The 18,834-nt window shown below is 46.8% G+C and carries 20 protein-coding genes and 2 pseudogenes; 15 read left to right on the top strand and 7 right to left on the bottom strand.

The window, feature by feature from the left end:
- Positions 1–68: 68 nt before the first annotated feature.
- On the top strand, positions 69–572 hold the full coding sequence (locus FU659_RS39080) for an ArsR/SmtB family transcription factor (protein ID WP_397356842.1): 504 nt from the start codon (positions 69–71) through the stop codon (positions 570–572).
- Positions 509–973, top strand: coding sequence for a hypothetical protein (locus FU659_RS39075; RefSeq protein WP_397356848.1), 465 nt, complete (start codon positions 509–511; stop codon positions 971–973). Before FU659_RS39080 ends, FU659_RS39075 begins: the two co-directional genes overlap by 64 nt.
- Before the next feature lie 118 nt (positions 974–1,091).
- On the opposite strand, the gene FU659_RS29660 is transcribed toward FU659_RS39075, so the two are convergent.
- The gene (locus FU659_RS29660; protein ID WP_147950874.1) at positions 1,092–2,477 is read right to left on the bottom strand and encodes an MATE family efflux transporter; all 1,386 of its coding nucleotides are present in this window, start codon (positions 2,475–2,477) and stop codon (positions 1,092–1,094) included.
- Between the two features lie 95 nt (positions 2,478–2,572).
- On the opposite strand from FU659_RS29660, the gene FU659_RS29655 reads away from it, so the two are divergent.
- Positions 2,573–3,514 (top strand): helix-turn-helix domain-containing protein, encoded by a 942-nt coding sequence (locus FU659_RS29655; RefSeq protein WP_315971383.1) that lies wholly within the window; start codon positions 2,573–2,575, stop codon positions 3,512–3,514.
- A gap of 60 nt (positions 3,515–3,574) precedes the next feature.
- Here the strand turns inward: FU659_RS29655 and FU659_RS29650 are convergent, their stop codons facing one another.
- Positions 3,575–4,663, bottom strand: coding sequence for a stalk domain-containing protein (locus FU659_RS29650; protein ID WP_147950872.1), 1,089 nt, complete (start codon positions 4,661–4,663; stop codon positions 3,575–3,577).
- A gap of 212 nt (positions 4,664–4,875) precedes the next feature.
- Here FU659_RS29650 and FU659_RS29645 point away from each other — a divergent pair, with 212 nt between their 5' ends.
- The 8 genes from FU659_RS29645 to FU659_RS29610 all read left to right on the top strand — a co-directional run bounded on the left by FU659_RS29645 (position 4,876) and on the right by FU659_RS29610 (position 11,811).
- Entirely contained in the window at positions 4,876–5,163 is a 288-nt protein-coding gene (locus FU659_RS29645) for a hypothetical protein (protein ID WP_315971382.1), read from the top strand.
- Positions 5,164–5,277: 114 nt separating this feature from the next.
- Positions 5,278–6,477: an MFS transporter gene (locus FU659_RS29640; RefSeq protein ID WP_147950870.1), complete on the top strand. Its 1,200-nt coding sequence runs from the start codon at positions 5,278–5,280 to the stop codon at positions 6,475–6,477.
- Between the two features lie 180 nt (positions 6,478–6,657).
- Positions 6,658–6,951: a hypothetical protein gene (locus FU659_RS29635; RefSeq protein WP_261808136.1), complete on the top strand. Its 294-nt coding sequence runs from the start codon at positions 6,658–6,660 to the stop codon at positions 6,949–6,951.
- Positions 6,952–7,088: 137 nt separating this feature from the next.
- Complete coding sequence (locus tag FU659_RS29630; RefSeq protein WP_147950869.1) at positions 7,089–7,769, top strand: TIGR00266 family protein; 681 nt, start codon at positions 7,089–7,091, stop codon at positions 7,767–7,769.
- A gap of 225 nt (positions 7,770–7,994) precedes the next feature.
- A complete protein-coding gene (locus FU659_RS29625; RefSeq protein ID WP_147950868.1) occupies positions 7,995–8,672 on the top strand; it encodes a GntR family transcriptional regulator in 678 nt (225 codons plus the stop codon).
- Positions 8,673–8,702: 30 nt separating this feature from the next.
- The gene (uxuA, locus tag FU659_RS29620; RefSeq protein ID WP_147950867.1) at positions 8,703–9,785 is read left to right on the top strand and encodes a mannonate dehydratase; all 1,083 of its coding nucleotides are present in this window, start codon (positions 8,703–8,705) and stop codon (positions 9,783–9,785) included.
- Between the two features lie 2 nt (positions 9,786–9,787).
- Positions 9,788–10,642 carry an SDR family oxidoreductase gene (locus tag FU659_RS29615; protein WP_147950866.1) on the top strand — a complete coding sequence of 285 codons (855 nt, stop codon included), beginning with the start codon at positions 9,788–9,790 and terminating at the stop codon, positions 10,640–10,642.
- Between the two features lie 287 nt (positions 10,643–10,929).
- Positions 10,930–11,811, top strand: coding sequence for an AraC family transcriptional regulator (locus tag FU659_RS29610; RefSeq protein ID WP_147950865.1), 882 nt, complete (start codon positions 10,930–10,932; stop codon positions 11,809–11,811).
- A gap of 53 nt (positions 11,812–11,864) precedes the next feature.
- On the opposite strand, the gene FU659_RS29605 is transcribed toward FU659_RS29610, so the two are convergent.
- From FU659_RS29605 to FU659_RS38465, 3 genes are all read right to left on the bottom strand, one after another.
- Positions 11,865–12,944 (bottom strand): Gfo/Idh/MocA family protein, encoded by a 1,080-nt coding sequence (locus FU659_RS29605; protein WP_147950864.1) that lies wholly within the window; start codon positions 12,942–12,944, stop codon positions 11,865–11,867.
- Positions 12,945–12,963: 19 nt separating this feature from the next.
- On the bottom strand, positions 12,964–14,115 hold the full coding sequence (locus tag FU659_RS29600; RefSeq protein ID WP_147950863.1) for a Gfo/Idh/MocA family protein: 1,152 nt from the start codon (positions 14,113–14,115) through the stop codon (positions 12,964–12,966).
- 210 nt (positions 14,116–14,325) lie between these two features.
- On the bottom strand, positions 14,326–15,012 hold the full coding sequence (locus tag FU659_RS38465) for an OmpL47-type beta-barrel domain-containing protein (protein ID WP_187274487.1): 687 nt from the start codon (positions 15,010–15,012) through the stop codon (positions 14,326–14,328).
- Between the two features lie 108 nt (positions 15,013–15,120).
- Between FU659_RS38465 and FU659_RS29590 the strand changes: the two are divergent.
- Together FU659_RS29590 and FU659_RS35955 are read left to right on the top strand one after the other, a co-directional pair.
- A pseudogene (locus FU659_RS29590) lies at positions 15,121–15,615 on the top strand (IS110 family transposase); the annotation flags it as partial.
- Positions 15,616–15,818: 203 nt separating this feature from the next.
- Positions 15,819–15,980 (top strand): hypothetical protein, encoded by a 162-nt coding sequence (locus FU659_RS35955; RefSeq protein ID WP_187274486.1) that lies wholly within the window; start codon positions 15,819–15,821, stop codon positions 15,978–15,980.
- A gap of 125 nt (positions 15,981–16,105) precedes the next feature.
- Here FU659_RS35955 and FU659_RS29585 read toward each other — a convergent pair.
- A pseudogene (locus FU659_RS29585) lies at positions 16,106–16,458 on the bottom strand (VOC family protein).
- Positions 16,459–16,893: 435 nt separating this feature from the next.
- Here FU659_RS29585 and FU659_RS29580 point away from each other — a divergent pair.
- Positions 16,894–17,478: a TetR/AcrR family transcriptional regulator gene (locus tag FU659_RS29580; protein WP_147950861.1), complete on the top strand. Its 585-nt coding sequence runs from the start codon at positions 16,894–16,896 to the stop codon at positions 17,476–17,478.
- A 7-nt stretch (positions 17,479–17,485) separates the two neighbouring features.
- A complete protein-coding gene (map, locus tag FU659_RS29575) occupies positions 17,486–18,232 on the top strand; it encodes a type I methionyl aminopeptidase (protein WP_147950860.1) in 747 nt (248 codons plus the stop codon).
- A 262-nt stretch (positions 18,233–18,494) separates the two neighbouring features.
- Here map and FU659_RS39070 read toward each other — a convergent pair whose 3' ends face one another.
- The gene (locus FU659_RS39070; RefSeq protein ID WP_397356846.1) at positions 18,495–18,608 is read right to left on the bottom strand and encodes a diguanylate cyclase domain-containing protein; all 114 of its coding nucleotides are present in this window, start codon (positions 18,606–18,608) and stop codon (positions 18,495–18,497) included.
- Positions 18,609–18,834 lie beyond the last annotated feature (226 nt).

Raw genomic sequence — 18,834 nt, 5'->3', positions numbered from 1 at the left:
TTTGTATTTTAATGAATTAGTATATTTATTAATCAGTTAAATCTTTAATCATGAGGAGTTTTTACAACATGATCCAAACGACAACCGATCGCAAATGGCTGCCGCTGTATGAAGCATTAGCCAGCGAGGTGCGTCTTCATATACTGGAACTGCTTTCAGAAGCAGAAATGAATGTGAAAGATATTGCTCAAATGCTTGGCTTAAGCAGTGCCATCGTAACCATGCATGTCAAAAAGCTGGAGACAGGCGGACTTATCAAAACCGAGCTGGTTCGCAAACAAGGCGGCACGCACAAAATATGCAAACTCGCGATTTCGCGCATTGATATGGTCCTTCCAAAAACAAACGAGCTAAGACGAGCTTTCGACGAGGTTGTTGTGCCTGTGGGACATTACACCCGCTTCGACGTGCATCCGACCTGCGGCTTGGCAACTACCCGACATTTGATTGGGCAATACGATGATCCTCGCTATTTTCTCGAGCCTGAACGGATGCATGCCAGCATTCTTTGGTTTGGTCGCGGCTTCGTCGAATATCGCATCCCGAATTATGTGATGCCCAGTCAAAGGTAGATGAGATCGAAATCTCTCTGGAAATTGGTTCCGAAGCTCCGAATGTGGCGGAAAACTGGCCATCTGACATTCATTTCTATGTGAATGATACCTTGCTTGGCTATTGGACAAGTCCGGGAGATTCGGGGCAGGGCCGCGGGCAGTTCACTCCTGCCTGGTGGCCGGATGTTATCAATCAGTACGGTTGGTTAAAGGTGCTCCGAATTACAGAAATGGGCACTTTCCTAGACGGACAGCAGCTATCGGATGTCACGATCCAAGATATCCGCATGTCCCGCAATGAATGGACTTTGCGTCTCGAAGTACCTGAGCATGCGGCCCATGTGGGGGGCTTAACCTTGTATGGCGAGGGATTCGGCAACTATAACCGCGATATCGTGTTTCGCGTGTATCGACGCTAAGGGCGGGGGGCCGGAAGGCCTGACTTTGTTGCAGAGCTGCCAACAGATCGTTTGAGACAAGTAAACAAGAAAAAGCTGTAACGAGTTTTTCATCGTTACAGCTTTTTCTTGATCAGTCTTAAGTCTGCGCAGCAGTCACTCCGCTAGCCGATGCTGCGGTGCTTTGCTTATGCCGCTCGGCTTGGCGCAAGTACTTCTTTTGCCGCCAACGGATGAACACCAAGATGCCTCGCAAGTACTCGTCACAAATCATAGCAACGTAGATGCCCGCGAGCCCCCAGCCCATATGGATACCTAGCACATAAGAGAGTCCTGCAGCTACGCCCCACATCGAGAATAACGAGACCACCATGTTGTAACGCGTATCGCCTACTGCACTAAGCGCGTTCCCAAACCCCATATTAAGCATTCTGCCAGGCTGCAAAATAACCGTTAGTACCAAACACGAAAGCCCAAGCTTAATAATTGCTGCATCCGAGGTAAAGAAACCGAGGAAGCTTTTGCCGATAAAAAACAGAATTGCGCCATTGAATGCGACCAGTGCGAGCCCAATCCATGTTCCACGATACCCGCTTTTATAAGCTTCTTTAATATTTCCGGCACCATAAAGATGCGCGATTTGAATTTGTACGGCCAGAGCAATCGAATAGCCTAACATAAAACAAATCGACTCCAATGTATTCATATAAGTGCGTGCCGCTAATTCCTTGGCTCCCATAATCGCCAAAAATGTATAAATCGTCAGCTGCGACAACACCCAAGATGACATATTTACGCCAAGTGGCCAGCCAATTTTCAAAATGTCGCCAAACAATTTACGGTTAAATGTAAACAGGTCTCGCCACTCCATCCTCCGATCGAACGCTGATAGAAACATAAATATCAATAAACACGTCGCCAACAAACGGCTCACAAGCGTCGAGATCGCAACTCCTGTTAAACCCAGCTGAGGGAAGCCAAAAGCACCGTAAATAAACCCGTAATTAAACACAATATGAATGATATTCATGCCAATCGCGGTAATCATCGGCCCCTTAGTGTTGCCTGTATTCCGAATGACCGTACTAAGGGCAGCCATGACTGCCGTCAAAACCATCCCGCTCCCAACGATGGAGATATAGCTTTGCGCCAAAGGAAGAAGCCGCTCCTCCAAGTGGAACAGCCTGGCTAAAGGCCTTGCTTCTGTGAATAAAATAAAGCTGAGCACCAAGCCTATCGCTGCGCTGACGGTAACAGCCATAATCGCCACCGTGCGAGCTGTTTCATTCTGCTTGGCGCCTATTTTCTGCGCAATGAGGATACCTGCGCCGCTGGCTACTGTGACGAATAAAATCATCATGGCTTGAAATAGCTGATTAGCTAAACCAACCACAGCCACAGCATCATCCGACACCCGGCTCACCATCAGCGTATCCACAACGCCAAGCAGGAGCTGAAGCAGCAATTCGACAAAAATCGGCCAAGCCAAAAGCCATAGCGAAAATTTATTTTTCTCTGTCTTCATGGGGCTTCCACCATCCAATTATGTTCTCTATTTTTGTGCAAAATAAACTTAGTAGTCTGCTCAAATTATAGATGCTATACTTGGATTCATGTATAATGATTGCAACTCAAACTTTCAAAATTCCAACTTCTATTTTCCGGAAAGAAAAGGTGACCGCAATGGCATTTATTGAAATCACCGTTCCGCCGCTGCCTCACTATATAACAAGCGGTTTTAGTACCATCGGCAAGGGAAACAAGCATGTGACCCGAAGTCATATTCAAGTTTTCGATTTGCTGCTTACTACTTACGGATGTTTCTATATCGGAGAAGAAGACAAACAGTTTGAAGTGGCTGCTGGGCAAGCTGTTATTTTACGGCCAGACAGCTATCATTATGGAACACAAGCGTGCTTCGAGGAAACAGGGACCTACTGGCTGCATTTTCACATAGGAGGCCCGTGGTCTGTCGTTGACCATCCAATTCCTCCATTACCTCTCGAAGACCCTAGTCCGATACTCGTCGAGCCGTTTGCCGTGGAACCTTTCACGATTCGCATTCCACAGTTCACAACGCTTCTGCAGCCCGATAAAACGTATGACTTGTTCGAGCAGCTCAGCCAGCTCCATCCGAAAGCTCACGTCAATGGCATTCGCTGGACACAACAGCAGCTTTTTCAGGAAATTCTGCGACAGCTTTCCGCCTCCATAGACAAAGATACCGCGTCTCCATCCACAGCCTGCGCCGAGAAAGCTGCCTCTTATTTACGGCAGCATTATCGTGAACCTATATCCGCCAAAGAGCTTGGCGACAACGTCAACTTCCATCCCGTGTATATTGCACGATGTATGCAACGGGAATACGGGTGTTCCCCCACGGAGTACATGGTAAAATTGCGCATTCAACAGGCCAAGCTGCTGCTGCTGCAAACCGACCTCCCCATCGCTCACATCGCGGAAGAGGTGGGATTCGAACAACCGGCCTATTTTGCTACTTGCTTCACGAAGGTAGAAGGCATTTCTCCGCGCAAATATCGCCAACGCTTCTCTCGCGGCTAACCCAAACAACCAACCCTCCGATCATGGAGAGTTGGTTGTTTGGGTTGTTCGCATTCACTACTACTGCAGCTTCATCCAACTGGACCCTGCCCAGCTTTCGAAATAGTACCAATCGTTCCACTTGCCGAAAATGTGAATCGATTGCGGGGATATTTTACCCAAGACCGGTAAGCCATCATCGGGCTTTGCATAAAAGGAAGTCTCTTTGGTCACAGTTATTTGCTCATTCAACTCCTTCATGCCTATCGGTAAATCCGTATCTGGGAGAGGAGTTACTTGCAATTTTACCGAAGCATACTTGCTAAAATCCCCTGGCCCTACGGCTTCAAATCCGCCGATCCCGCCCGGCGCGTTCGACCAATGCCTCTGCGGTAAAGTAGTCGTTCCTAACAAGACACCGTTCCCATCCATAAATTGGAGAGTCAACTTATAGTTGCCCGGCCTCGGCAGCTGATTGGACAAATGTCCCAGGACCTGCGTGTATACGCCATCTCTGCCGCTATATCGGAAAGCGCCAATATCCCCTAATGCAATATCAGGCATGTGCTCATCTTTCACATTCAACTCGCCGGGAGGGATTGCATAAGAAGGGGCGTGTTTATACCAAACGTCCATTGTCACGACAGCATAATTAGAAAGATCGCCTTCTCCTTCCATTTGAACCGTGTTGATTTCTCCTGATTTCATCGTCGCGTTGTAACTAGCCGTTCCCATCTTTTCCCCTTTGTTGCTGTAGAAGTTTAAAATCAATCCTATACCTAACTCACTGCTCATATTCTGAAATTGTCCCGTAACACGCGTCTTGGTTTTATCTTCATTCGGGACTGCTTTTAAATTACCTGCGCGAATACTATGATTCCAGGTATTCGTTAGCGGTAATCCTTCGTCTGTTACATAATCGATGCTAATCGTTTTGGTATCTTCCTTCCATCCTACAGTTGCTCCCATTTGTTCTGACAAATAACGCAGCGGCACGTAGGTTTCACCATTAATGTTTACGACAGGATGGCTATCATCCGGTTGTTTGGCTTCGCCATTTAGCTGTATGTTTACCGGAAAAAGCAAGGCTTGCAAGGAATCGGATGCCACTGCCGTTGTTCCAGCGAAAACAAGGATGGCACATGATAAAAAGATAAACCAGTTTTTCATAGTTTCGCTCCTTTATGAAAGATGTTAAGGACAAAAGTCGCATTAATTCCATAATAAGGATATCAGATTAATGTGACGTGAGCGAATTTTTTTAATTACATGGAGCACTGATTCTGACGATGAGCCAAAATCACGACACATTTATAGCATAATTGAACAAAATCTGAATAAAGTTACCTAACAAATACTCCTTAAGGAGGCTGATATTGAACATGGGAACAGATCCAATCAATGATCAACCGCAGCAACAACCTTATGGCTTTCAACCGGCACCATCCTCACCTGTCGTCAGCTTACAAGATTGGCTGATCACTATCTTGCTTCTCGCCATACCTCTTGTGAACATCATTCTGTTGTTCATTTGGGCTTTCGGCAATGACACGAACCCCTCTAAAGCCAACTATGCGAAAGCCAGTTTAATCTGGATCGGAATTGTTCTTGTTTGTTACGTTCTCTTCTTTGTCATTTTTCTCGGTGCCATGGTTTCCAGTCACACTTAACTTACAGATTAGATCCGAATGAAAAGAGCTATCCCCTGAGCGAAAGATAGCCTCGCTTAAGAATAGCTCTCTTTGTATGCTATACTGGAATGAAAAAAAATAAGGAGTCTTTCTATGCCTGCACCCTTACCTTGGAAAAAGTCACTGTGGATATTATGGGTGGCCAACTTCTCCATTACTTGCGGCATGAATCTCGTTCTTCCCTTCCTGCCCCTTTATATTGGACAGCTTGGGGTTCATGATCTTGGCGATGTCGTACGTTGGACAGGCTGGATCGTAGCTGCACAATTCATTACATCTTTTCTTACACAACCGCTTTGGGGAGCTATTGCCGATCGGCGAGGCCGCAAAATCATGCTGCTTCGCGCCGGGTTCGGCATGGCCATCGTCACTGCGCTCATGGGTATCGTCACATCGCCTTGGCAATTGTTGTCGCTGCGCCTTTTGAATGGTGTGTTCTCGGGGTTTATCTCCATGGCCGTATCGCTTCAGGCTTCTGTAACACCTCCCGAACACTCGGGTAAAGCGCTCGGCACACTGCAAACAGGAGCCATTGCCGGATCGCTAATTGGCCCTTTAATTGGAGGCTTGCTTGCGAGCTTCATTGGCTACAGCAAAGTATTCTTTTTCACCGGAGCTCTCATGCTGTGCGCAAGTATTGTCGTCATGCTCTTCATTCGGGAAGAGCGCAAGCCACCTTCTACGACTAAAAAGCGGCAGCGTACGCAATGGCGACTATTTCGTCCGCTTCTCCCTGTATTCGCTGCTTCTCTCATTACACAGATTGGCATGATGAGCATTGAGCCGATTGTTACTGTATACGCGAAAACCTTATATAACGGCAATCACTTAGAACTGCTTGCAGGGCTTGTCGTGGCCATTACAGGGATAGCGAACCTATTCGGAGCTCCTACACTTGGAAGAGTCGGCGACCGGATTGGTCAACGAAAGACGCTTATCATTGCCTTAACGATGGCAGCGCTCGCCTTCATCCCCCAAGCCTTTGCCCTTAACATTTCTATGCTGCTCATCGGAAGGTTCCTGCTTGGTCTGTTCATAGGCGGTATGATTCCTTCATTAAACGTGTTGGTCCTGAAACTGGCCCCTGTCCAGATCCAGGGAACCGCTTATGGGTTCAATACCTCTTCGCTGTTCCTTGGCAATCTGATTGGACCTCTGGTCGGCAGCCATCTCGCGGCAGCTTACGGTTTCTCTTCCGTCTTCTATGTGACCATGGGCATTCTGCTGCTCAGTGCTGGCTTCGTTTATGCCAATCGTAGTTTGGAGCATCAACCGGATGTTAAGACTACTTAATCTGATCATATATATACCTAGAGTCAAACGATCTTACAAAGAATAAACAAACCATTTGAGTATTCAACTGGTTTGTTTCCCGTATCCAGGAAATTAAAAGGAAATAAAAGGAATTTGTTGATTCATGTCGAATAAACCATTGATTCATATATATATATATAAAAGGAGCTGTCACTCTGCATGGAAACACAACCGTTCGTGCAACAACAACCACAAGGCCTTCCCTTTCAGGTAGGCAACAACACCCGCGTAGTTAGCGTAAAAGATTGGATGATAACTATTCTTCTGCTCGCTATTCCAATCGTCAACATCATCATGCTGTTCGTTTGGGCATTTGGTGGAGAAACCAATCCTTCTAAAGCCAATTATGCGAAAGCCAGTTTAATTTGGGCGGCTATCGGGATCGTCATTTACCTTATTATTGTTGTTCTCTTCTTCGGCGCCTTCGCAGCAATGTTTAACAGCACCAGATAAATTTTTCCACATAAGAGCTATCCCCAAGAGGCCTAGCCGCTTGAGGGTAGCTCTTTGTGCTTGGAACAAGCATGAAACTTGAATCTATATTATAATGGACATAGTTTTTCAATAACGGAAAGATATGGAGGAAGTTCATGAAACACGAAATTCTTTATCAAGGCGCATTTCCTTTGCTTAAAGTAAAGCTTGAAGCTGGCGAAAACATTAAGGCTGAGGCAGGAGCCATGGTTTCCATGTCACCCAATATTGAGCTGAAAGGAACTGTCGATGGCGGTCTTGTTCGCGGATTAGGCAGAATGCTTAGCGGCGAGAAATTCTTTTTTCAAGAATTAACACCTACTAGAGGACCCGGCGAGGTTTTACTCGCGCCTGCAGTCATCGGCGATATTGAAGCTGTAGAGCTCGATGGATCGTACAAGCTTTATGTTCAGAAAGATGGTTTTCTCGCGGGAACCTCAGGTATTCAAGTAAATACGAAAATGCAAAACCTGATGCGTGGCTTCATGTCAGGCGAAGGCTTTTTTATTGTCGAAATCAGCGGCAAAGGCACTGTCTTCCTCTCCTCTTACGGCGCTATTCATGCGATTAATCTTGCGCACGGGGAAGAGGTTATCGTCGATAATGGACATCTTGTCGCTTGGCCCGACTATACACAATATACGATTGAAAAAGCAGCCAAAGGCTGGCTGTCCAGTATAACGAGTGGAGAAGGCGTTGTTTGCCGATTCCGCGGCGAAGGCGTCATCCTCATTCAAAGCAGGAATCCCCAAAGCTTTGGGGGCTGGGTTAAGCAATTTATTCCCGGCGGCAAGTAAAGAGATCATTAAGCTTCCCACCTAGGTTGAAATCCAACCAGGTAGGAAGCTTTTTATCTTTTTACACCCTATTCGCCTCAATTGGTGATGGTTGAAATTAAATTTTATCGATACTCGGAATCAAATAACTGCTTCACCTTTGTAAAACTTTTTTTACATCTGCTTCCATGTCACCATACTTGTATGGTAGTATGGTAATTAATCATTATTTGAAGGAAGTGAAGCATGGACTTTTTTAAAAAGCCGATCATTAGTTCCACCCGTGATGCCGTTTATCATACGTTGAAGGAGCAAATTCTTCTGCTCGAATTGCTGCCTGGCAGCGTGATATCTGAGAAAGAAATATCACTTCAATTTCATGTGAGTCGGACTCCTGTCAGAGAAAGTTTCGTGCAACTATCTCAAGAAGGTCTGCTGGACATTTATCCGCAGCGTGGCACCGTTGTGTCGCTCATCGACTTGGAACGCGTAGATGAAGCGCGATTTATCCGAGAGCAGTTAGAACGCGCCGTAATCGGCTTAGCATGCGAGAATTTCCCTGCTGACTCGTTCAAAACACTTCGTACGAATCTAGCACTGCAAAAAATGTGTATGGAAGAACAGGACTACAAAAAGATGTTCGAGCTTGATGAAGCCTTTCATCACAGCATTTTCGAAGGCTGCAAGAAGCTGAATACCTGGGCGGTTATTCAACAAATCAACGTCCATTTGAACCGTACTCGCATGCTGCGGCTTGCAACCGACCACCAGTGGGATGAACTGTTCAGCCAGCATCAGCATATGGTTCATGCGATTGAACAGCATGACACTAAAAAAGCTGAGCAATTGATGCATGATCATCTTCATATGGGCATTGCTGATCAAGCTCACTTAAAAGAGAAATTCCCTACTTATTTCAAATAACGTTACGAATCAGGAGGCAATCGAATTCCGATGAAAATGGTATTTCGCTGGTTTGGAGAAGGCAACGATACGGTTACACTTGACCAGATTAGACAAATTCCAGGTGTCGAGGGCATTGTTTGGTCCCTTCATGATGTTCCTGCGGGTGAAGAATGGCCGATGGACAAGATTCAGCAGGTGAAAGCGCAAGCCGATCGCGCCGGCCTTCATATGCAAGTTGTCGAAAGCGTCAACATTCATGAGGATATTAAGCTTGGACTTCCAAGCCGTGACACCTATTTGGCCAACTATAAGAAAACAATCGTGAAGCTTGCCCAAGTTGGTGTGAAAGTGATTTGCTACAACTTTATGCCGGTGTTTGATTGGGTGCGTACGGATCTACATAAACCATTAAGCGACGGCTCGACGGCTCTCTTTTATGAGAAAAGTAAAGTGGCCGACCTTGATCTATTCGAGCAGGTCGAGCTAATTAATGCGAATCCCAAATTCAGCATGCCAGGCTGGGAACCGGAAAGATTGGCTCATCTGACAGAACTATTCGACGCCTATAAAGAAGTGACAGAAGAACATCTTTGGGCAAACGTGAAATATTTCTTGGATGAAATTATTCCTGTTGCTGCTGAGCACGACATTCGAATGGCGATTCATCCGGATGATCCACCTTGGCCCATCTTTGGACTGCCTCGGATTATGACCGGACAAGCGAATATTCGCCGCTTCCTAGCGCTGAATGATAGTCCTTACAATGGGCTAACGCTATGCAGCGGTTCACTTGGCGCTAATCCAAGCAATGATATCGTTGCGATGGTTCATGAATTCGCTGACCGAACACCTTTTGCCCATATCCGCAATGTGCGCGTTTATGAGAATGGTGACTTTGTCGAGACCTCTCACCGAACAACGGATGGGACTGTTGATATCGCAGGAATTGTAAAAGCGCTGCACGAGAACAATTATGATGGATTTTGCAGACCGGATCACGGCAGACACATTTGGGATGAACAATGCAGACCCGGATATGGCTTGTATGATCGGGCTCTAGGCATCATGTATTTATGGGGACTTTGGGACGCGAATCGTAGAGGGATAGCCATAGAAAGGACGGTTGGATAACCATGAGTGAATTAGCTAAATTTCCATCGTTACATGGGAAAGTCGTTGTTATTACAGGCGGGGCGGGCGTTCTATGTCGAGTTATGGCCGTTGAACTGGCGAGGCAAGGCGCGCGCATAGCGATTCTGAATCGGACATTAGATAAAGGCTTGGAGGTCGCAGCGGAAATTCGAGCTGCTGGCGGAGAAGCGATTGCCGTATCCTGTGACGTGACAGATGCAGATAGCGTAGTGCTGGCTTGCGAGAGCGTGACTGCACAGCTAGGTACGTGCGATATTCTAATTAACGGAGCCGGCGGCAATCATGCCAGCGCGAACACAACAAATGAAACGTTTAAACTAGCAGATTTACAAAATCCTGATATCCAGACCTTCTACGATCTGAGCGTAACAGGCTTCCGCAACGTGCTTGATCTGAACTTCGTTGGCACTCTCATTCCAACCCAGATATTCACCAAGCAAATGATGGGCAAAGAAGGCGCAACGGTCATTAACATTTCCTCGATGAGCGCACCTTCGCCTATGACCAAGGTCCCTGCATACAGTGCAGCGAAAGCAGCTATCGATAACTTCACGCAGTGGTTAGCCGTTCATTTGGCAGAAAGCGGTATCCGTGTGAATGCGATTGCCCCCGGCTTCTTTTTGACCAAACAAAATGAAAAGCTGCTCGTTAAGGAAGATGGTTCGCTGACTGAGCGTTCCCATAAGATTATTACCCACACGCCGATGCGCCGCTTCGGTAAGCCCGAGGATCTGCTCGGTACATTGTTATGGCTAGCGGACGCTGACATGTCGGGCTTCGTGACCGGAGCGACCATTCCGGTGGATGGTGGATTTATGGCGTATTCGGGTGTGTAGATACAGCAGCAAACACGTTCTAAAGCCTGAAATCCCACTAGATTTCAGGCTTTTTTACTCAAACACAAATAAAACGCCTGATCATCAGAATTCAGTAAAGAATCCTTTTCAGACGTTTCATTTCTTGCAACCCTCTATGTGCGGCTCCAGCGCTGCCATCAACTTTGGGATAAACCCTTGCAGACATCATCTTCGCTCCTGTATACTTTGGCGGTATCCAGGCGCAACTAGAATCGATTTCAACCCGCCTAGTCTGCTTCTAATTCTATAGAGGGATGTGCTTTCTCATGACCTACATCCAAAATATCGGCCTAAATGAGATTCCACTCTACTTTACATATCGACGAAAAAGTGAAGGCAACGAACAATACCAAGGAACGTTTCATGCCCATCAAGGTATCGAGATCCTGTTCGTTCATGAAGGCAAAGGGACTCTTATCATTGGGCAAAAGAGCTATGAACTGCGAGCAGGTATGATCTGTGTGTTCCAGCCGTTTCTACTTCATCATATTCAGGTCGAAATGAATCCAAGCACGCCCTTCGTTCGTTCCATCGTTCATTTCGAGCCTTCCTTATACGAAACTTATTTCGAGAAATGGCCAAGCCTGTTGGCCTTCTTTAAGCATATTCATACAAGCAAGCTGCCTTCTCCCTGCATCTATGACTTGGGCGAATCACAACAGCTGCTTTCTCTGTTTCAAAGCTTGGAGGAGCGGCTGCCATCGCTGTCGAAAAATGACTACTTCGAAGAATTTTCTTTGTTCCTCATCGCCTTTTTCCGCGCTTTCAAGCCGTTATGGGAACGCAATGAAGTCCAATTAAGCACCGGAACCACACGGAAGCCGCATCAAGCGGAGCGGATTCTTGGATGGCTGGAGGAGCATTATACCGAACCTTTGCGTTTGGAGCATATGGGGAGCGAACTCCACCTATCTCCTTATCACTTGTCTCATCTGTTTAAAGAGTGCACAGGCAGCAGTATTTCCGACTATGTGACTGCTCGCAGAATGCAGCAAGCGGTCATGCTGCTGTCTTCAACCGACCAGTCAACTGCACAGATCGGTGAAAACATCGGCATAACCAACTGCTCGTACTTTTGTAAAATGTTTAAAAAACAAATGGGCATAACTCCTCATCAATACCGCAAACAATGGCAGAAGAAACGTTAATTATCCTTGCAGAGAGAACCTGATGATGATTAATCGCCACTTGCCCCTGATTACTACGTGTTTTCAATTCGAATCGCGTCACGTTGAGCGATTAAACATAATTCAGCGGCTTTGAACGCACGCTCCTGTGTCATCGCGTTCTCTGTTCGGTTCAAACAATCGAGGATCAATTGGCCGAAGTATGGGAAGCCAACTTGACCATTCACCGCAAAATGCTGCTCACCGTCTTTGTTAACCAAATACACATGGTCACTCGTCTTATCCCTGGCGATATCCACGTATTTACGCAGCTCTATATACCCTTCTGTACCGAGGATCGTCATCCGTCCATCTCCCCAAGTACTTAAACCATCCGGTGTTAACCAATCCACGCGAAAATAGCCCGTTGCCCCATTATCGCCAATCAGAGTGGCATCGCCGAAATCTTCAAAGTTGGGATGTTGCGGGAAGTTATAGTTGGCTACTTTGCTGTGAACAACCTTCGCATCTTTCGCCCCAGTGAAATGTAGAAATTGCTCGATCTGATGGCTTCCGATATCACACAAAATACCACCGAATTTCTCTTTCTCGAAAAACCAATCCGGTCTGCTTGACAGACTAATCCGGTGCGGCCCCAGTCCAATGACCTGCACCACGCGTCCGATTGCTCCTTGCTCAATGAGCTGTCCAGCATAGATGGAGCTTTCTACATGCAAGCGTTCGCTGTAATATACGGAATATTTCTGACCTGTCTCTTTCACTTTGGCACGTGCTTCTTCGAGCTGCTCCAGCGTTGTGAATGGCGCTTTATCCGTGAAATAATCTTTGCCGCTCGACATCACCTTGAGTCCGAGAGGACCGCGATCCGAAGGAATAGCCGCCGACGCGACCAACTTCACCTCAGCATCGTCGAGAATTTCTTGCAGCGAGCTGGCCACTCGAACATTTGGGTACGTGCCTACAAACTTATCCACTTTGACCGGATCTGGATCATAGACCCATTTGAGCTCGCCCCCCGCTTCGCGAAGTCCGTTACACATGCCATAAATATGTCCATGATCCAAAGCTGCTGCTGCGAAAATAAATTGTCCCGGTTCGCATACCGAGTTAAAGGTACCGATCGGTGCGTAGTTCATACCATCACTTTTTTGCATATAAGTTGAATCTCCTTTGTCATTTATAATGGCTCCCTGTGGAAATAGGGGTGGCTGCGAAATTTTCAATAGATTTATTTTTCTCATAAAAATGGGTGGCATGGGCTTGAACACCGCTTCTAGTATAGAAAGCATCCGCAGGACCTATTGGAAAATTCACGAGTTCTCCCGTACTAGCTGATTTATAAATACCGGTTATCAATTCCAACGTTCGGCGTCCGCTAATTCCGTCAATAAGCACGGCAGCGCCCGTTTCGATCGCTGTAAGAACATTATCGATTTGCCCAGCGTGACCTTCGTACATGACTTCCGGCAAGGCATCATAATAAGCTTGAAGCTGCGCCTCTAGTTCAACATTCGGTTCAGGAAATCCATTCGCCATAGAGGTGGATGCTTTCACCTTCCAAGGTGTAGAGACACGCGCCTTAGCTCCTTGGAAAATAAGCTGCTGCTCCTCTCCATGATGAACAACCGAACTCGTCAATTGTCCAAGTGAACCATCGGCATAGCGCAGCATACCGATCGAAAGATCTTCAACCTCGGCATTATGATGCGAAACATTACTCATAAAGGCTTGCACTTCCGTGGGTTCGCCCATCATCCAGAGCAAAGCATCAATATGATGCACCGCATGATTTAGCGTTGGGCCACCGCCCTCTTTCTCCCACGTCCCGCGCCACCATAAATCGTAATAGGAATGTCCACGCCACCAGAAAGAATCGACCTGCACATGAACAATATTCCCCATCAGCCCGCTCTCGAGAACAGACTTCATTTTCATCATCGGAGTTTTGAATCGATTTTGCGCAACGACGGAAAGAATTTTGCCGGTTCGCTGAGCAGCTTCGTTCATCATGTCGCATTCCTCCAGCGACGAAGCCATCGGTTTTTCAACCATGACATGAGTGTTAGCCTCAAGAAATTCCACAGCTAAAGAAGCATGCGTATAAGGAGGCGTGCAAATCGAAACGAGATCAATATCTTGACCAAGCAGCTCTTTATAGTCCTTGACAGCCTTTGCATTCAAATGATACTGATCAATGCGAGCCTGTGCTTTGTCCTCATAAATATCACAGATCGCCACAATCGTACAGCGCTCGGGAAATTGTAAATAGGCTTCAATATGAGAGGTCGATATTGCCCCAGAGCCGATAATTGCCACCTTAAGCATCTGTTTATCCTCCTAAGACTTAATAGGTAAAGCTTATCAAGAATACGTTTTCAAATGTGACTCGATCTTGTGCAAAAATAAGACGACTTTGCGGTTTTATATGAAAATAATAATCGATTTACAAATTAAGTTTTGAAGTGGTTTATATTTAAGGCAAAAAAAAACGGCACATCGAATGTGCCGGCAAGATGAATTCTCCCAAATATTTTCTTATTTACTTGAAGCATCATGCGGAACTGAGACTGTAGCTGTGGCATTCGTTTGATTTCCAGCTCTGTCCGTAGCCGTATAAGTTATGCTATAGATGCGGCCAGTACCGGAACCGGATCGTTCTGCCCGAAGGTTAAAGGTGGTATCATTAATGATCTGGATATCATTGAGTTGATTTCCGTCACCTAGTCCATTATCCGGTTCATTGCTGGTTATTGAAGTTAAAACGACTGATGCAATTCCGGAAATACTGTCATTCGCATCAACCGCAGCATTTACGGTAACAAGCTTATGGTTTGGTGCACCAAGTGTCGTTTTATCGAGAACGATGCTAATTACCGGTGATGTTTTATCAATATTAATAGTTATTGACTTTACCTGTTCCACATTGCCAGCGTTATCAGTTGAACGGAATTCTAAAAGGTTTTTCCCTTCTGCTGTGATCGTAAAAGGTCCACTATATGCTGTCCACGTACCGTCATTGATCCGATATTCCGTTCCGGCAACTCCAGATAAATTATCGTAAGCACTAAAGGTTACCGTCACATCGGATTTGTACCAGCCATTATTATTGGGTTGTGCCGGGACGGAAATCACTTGCGTCGTCGGTGCCGTTTGATCCACATCACCTACAAAAGTTGTAACACTTTGGGCAGGAAGCTGGGCTGTAAAGGAACCGCCCGACACATGGATGGAAGATCTGGCTGCAAGATTCCTGCTGCTGTCCGTTACCCATACAGATACCTGCGATGTATTCCCATTTTGAAGAACAAAGTTTTGACTTACAGCTGAGGTTCAACGAAAACTGTGTTTCTATTACAACTAATTGATTGGATTAAACAACATGAATGTACTCACGTTGCTATGGAAAGCACAGGGGTATTTGGGAAACCTATTGTCATTTTACTTGAAGCTGAAGGAATTGAATTTTTAGTTGTGAATGCTCAGCACATGAAAGCACTGCCTGGACGCAAAACAGATGTCAATGATTCGGAATGGATTGCCAAGCTTCTTCGTCCTGGACTCCTCAAAGCAAGTTTCATTCCAGATCGAAATCAACGGGAGCTTCGAGAACTTGTTCGGTACCGTCGCAGTATCATTGAAGAAAGAGCCAGACAACACAATCGAATTCAAAAAGTGCTAGAAGGAGCTAATATTAAGCTCGGCTCTGTTGTGTCAGATATTATGGGCGTTTCTTCTCGTGATATGCTGCGTGCCATTGCAGATGGTGAAGATGATCCTGAAAAACTAGCGAGCTTCGCTAGACGTACTATGAAGCGAAAAAAGGACTTGAATCGAAGGATTCCTTGATAATAACTAGAGATTATAATATGGCCTGTGTTTAGATCTTGATTTTATAAAAGAGTTACTCGACCCGTGAAGGTTCTTTATGATTCCCTTGGAGTGTATGCTAAAATACGGATAGGCAGAATAATATACTGCGTATGCTAGCGCACAGAGATTTCCAAAATTTTAATTTGGGAGGTTATAATATGAATGATTATTTTTTGGTTAAGGACGGTAGAATTGTACGCTGGGACGGACTAACACTAGGGGGAAGCAAAATCCGAGCCGATGAGCTAATAGAGTCTTTTGGACGTAAGGCTCTTGATGAAATCGAACAATTTGGATTTTACACCATAAAGAAATCTTAACGAACTTACCTATTAACGTAATGGAGGCTGCCGTTTGTGCCGGCAGCCTCGTTTCGTTCTGTCTTAAGCTATCGTGTCCGTTAGTTGAACAAACCAGCGTCCCTTTACGATTGTCCGTTAGTGTATCAATGTTCATGAGCAAGAATGTTGATAAGGTTACCAAACGGGTCGCGGACATAGAATCGTCGAACGCCCCAAGCTCATCAACAGGCCCATACTCTATCGGAAATCCAGCTCTCTTCATGCCTTCTAATGTAGCATCGACATCATCTACTTCAATCGATAGATCAGGCGTAGGCGTTTCTGAGCCACCCTGTGAGGCGAAACTAATTTGAATGCTCATCTCCTCGTTTAAACCATAAGTTCTAATCCAACTATGATCCATCATTAGATCAAGGCCGAGCACATCCTGATAGAAGCATTTAGCTGCCGTGATATCCTTCGTATTTATATTGGCGACGATTCGTTTGACCTTCATTTCAAACCTCCCAGACATAAGCAGATTATCCTTCATTATAGAATACATTCGACATATAACAGTTAATTCTTCTTTGATATTAACAAATCCCCGTTTACTCCGTTATTCTGCCCGTTACTTTAATGAACAAAAAGAGGAGCTACCGCGAGGTAAGCTCCTTAACTATCGTTCACCGTCCCTCACTTCCTCCGCTTTACCACGTATCTCCTTTTTCTTGTGATAAAACATAACCCGCGGTGATTCTAGATCACCACGGATCGCCACTCCCAGAAAACCGCCGCCTCCGAAACTACCTGCCTGGAGGTCTGGCTTTGTTCAGTTCACTAAATAACTTTATTTTCTTTCGCCAACAGATAATTTGCATATTCCCGCCCCATGCGTTACTATATTTACATCGACAAATTTGCAGGTCTATACAAGGAGGTTCATGCGCCTATGTGCCCCCGTACCAAAGAACAAAATGAGCTCATCCGCATGCAGCGCAGAGAACAGATCCTGGACGCCGCCGCGCGCGCCTACTTCCGCACGGGCGGCAGCTTTGATATTCGCGACGTCGCCCGCGAGGCCGAGCTCGGTTACGGCACGGTATACCATTATTACCCCAACCGGCATTTATTAATAGAAGATGTGCTGGGCAGCGGCTTCGATCGATGCGAGCAGGCCCTGGCAGAATGGGCAAACATCTGCGGCGGCAGCCCGGATGACAGGCAGCTGTTGCCGTATTGCAAAGCGCTGCTCCGGCTGTGGCAGTCGGACGCCCGCGCATATCTCGTCTACAAAATGGCGGCGGAACATTATGCAGGCTTGCCTGAGAAGGATCGGCACCCCACCAAGAGACGATTCATGGAACGGCTGTACGTTCCGCTCCAATCGATCGCCCAGCGCGAAGACGACAGCGTCGACCATATGCTTGCCGTGTTGGTCGGCTGCTACGGGCTGCACTATTATGCGGGCAATTCCGACCTGGACGTCGATCGAATCGCTCAACTCGCTATGCAAGCTATTACGAAGGAGTCCTGATACGAACATGGTCATCTTAAAAAGCAAGCATGAAATCGAGGCCATCCGCAAGGCATGCCAAGTGGTGGCCGAATGCCATCGTACAATCGCCCCGCTCATCAAACCGGGCATCACGACGAACGAGATTGAGCGCATATTCGAGGACATTATTTTGAAGCATGGCGCCAAGCCATACGAGAAGGGCTACAAGGGCTATCAATATGCGACCTGTGCCTCCGTCAACGACGTGATCGCGCATGGCTTTCCTAGCGATAAGCCACTTGAGGAAGGCGATATCGTGACGATCGACACGGTCGCGGAGCTCGACGGCTGGCTCGGCGATTCGGCCTGGAGCTATGCGGTCGGGAAGATCTCGCCGACGGCCGAGAAGCTGATGCGCGTCACTAAGGAATGCCTTGACCTCGGCATCGCGCAGGCGCAGCCCGGCAATCGGCTCGGCGACGTGACGAACGCGATTCAGCAGCATGCGGAATCGCACGGCTTCGGCGTCGTGCGCGACCTTCTCGCCCATGGCATCGGCCGGGACCTGCACGAGGAGCCGACTTATATGCATGTCGGCAAGCCCGGCAAAGGCCTCCGCATCAAGGAAGGTATGGTGTTCACGATCGAGCCCATGATCACCGAAGGCACCTACTACATGACAATCGATCCGGATGGCTGGACCGCGCGGACGCTGGACCGCAAGCTCGCCGCCCAATACGAGCATACGATCGCCATCACGGCTGAAGGTCCACAAATCCTGACCGCGCAATAGAATAATTAGAGGCCGACCACGAGATGGTCGACTTCTTTTTTGCGTATTCGGCATAGCATCTTTCTTCATCCGAAACATGCGTTCATCCGCTCTCTTATAGAGCTCAAAGGCATTTTCCGGATAATGGCTGGCTCCGATATTAGGTAATCAATAGCTCGTTCCCGTCTTCAAGCCGAAGCAGGTTCGCGGACAGCGTATCCTCAAGGATCGTGATCGTTATGAGGCTGCTAGCCTGGGCGCGATCACATGCCAGTACGACGAATTAATCTCCGGCGAACCGCGCGACAAAATCGGAAACGCCGGCTGACTCGGACAATAACCGGGCCAGATGACGCAATGCAAGGTCTCCCGCATGATGGCCATGGGTGGCGTTAATCGAGCAATTCTGTCCTTTATTTCGACTGCGGTCCCATTGCGTTATTCTGCCCGTTAGTCATAATGAACGAGGCGGCCCTCATTCGCCTAACGTAGGTTGCTTTTGGTTAGAATGAGTAGTGGATTCCACTTAAAACCAAATGCAGAGCTACAATTCGAAAGGAGCCGCTATTATGAAGGATTTCACAAAATTTGTTGGTTTAGACGTTTCAAAAGATTCAATTTCT

It is taken from the genome of Paenibacillus sp. N3.4 (assembly GCF_008017805.1).
Classification (GTDB): Bacteria; Bacillota; Bacilli; order Paenibacillales; family NBRC-103111; genus Paenibacillus_E.
This window is presented reverse-complemented; position numbering and strand designations above follow the sequence as displayed.

Coding starts and splice junctions, on each gene's coding strand:
- FU659_RS39080 (WP_397356842.1), top strand. CDS start 69: ATGATCCAAACGACAACCGATCGCAAATGGCTGCCGCTGTATGAAGCA.
- FU659_RS29660 (WP_147950874.1), bottom strand. CDS start 2,477: ATGAAGACAGAGAAAAATAAATTTTCGCTATGGCTTTTGGCTTGGCCG.
- FU659_RS29655 (WP_315971383.1), top strand. CDS start 2,573: ATGATTGCAACTCAAACTTTCAAAATTCCAACTTCTATTTTCCGGAAA.
- FU659_RS29650 (WP_147950872.1), bottom strand. CDS start 4,663: ATGAAAAACTGGTTTATCTTTTTATCATGTGCCATCCTTGTTTTCGCT.
- FU659_RS29645 (WP_315971382.1), top strand. CDS start 4,876: ATGGGAACAGATCCAATCAATGATCAACCGCAGCAACAACCTTATGGC.
- FU659_RS29640 (WP_147950870.1), top strand. CDS start 5,278: ATGCCTGCACCCTTACCTTGGAAAAAGTCACTGTGGATATTATGGGTG.
- FU659_RS29635 (WP_261808136.1), top strand. CDS start 6,658: ATGGAAACACAACCGTTCGTGCAACAACAACCACAAGGCCTTCCCTTT.
- FU659_RS29630 (WP_147950869.1), top strand. CDS start 7,089: ATGAAACACGAAATTCTTTATCAAGGCGCATTTCCTTTGCTTAAAGTA.
- FU659_RS29625 (WP_147950868.1), top strand. CDS start 7,995: ATGGACTTTTTTAAAAAGCCGATCATTAGTTCCACCCGTGATGCCGTT.
- uxuA (WP_147950867.1), top strand. CDS start 8,703: ATGAAAATGGTATTTCGCTGGTTTGGAGAAGGCAACGATACGGTTACA.
- FU659_RS29615 (WP_147950866.1), top strand. CDS start 9,788: ATGAGTGAATTAGCTAAATTTCCATCGTTACATGGGAAAGTCGTTGTT.
- FU659_RS29610 (WP_147950865.1), top strand. CDS start 10,930: ATGACCTACATCCAAAATATCGGCCTAAATGAGATTCCACTCTACTTT.
- FU659_RS29605 (WP_147950864.1), bottom strand. CDS start 12,944: ATGCAAAAAAGTGATGGTATGAACTACGCACCGATCGGTACCTTTAAC.
- FU659_RS29600 (WP_147950863.1), bottom strand. CDS start 14,115: ATGCTTAAGGTGGCAATTATCGGCTCTGGGGCAATATCGACCTCTCAT.
- FU659_RS35955 (WP_187274486.1), top strand. CDS start 15,819: ATGAATGATTATTTTTTGGTTAAGGACGGTAGAATTGTACGCTGGGAC.
- FU659_RS29580 (WP_147950861.1), top strand. CDS start 16,894: ATGTGCCCCCGTACCAAAGAACAAAATGAGCTCATCCGCATGCAGCGC.
- map (WP_147950860.1), top strand. CDS start 17,486: ATGGTCATCTTAAAAAGCAAGCATGAAATCGAGGCCATCCGCAAGGCA.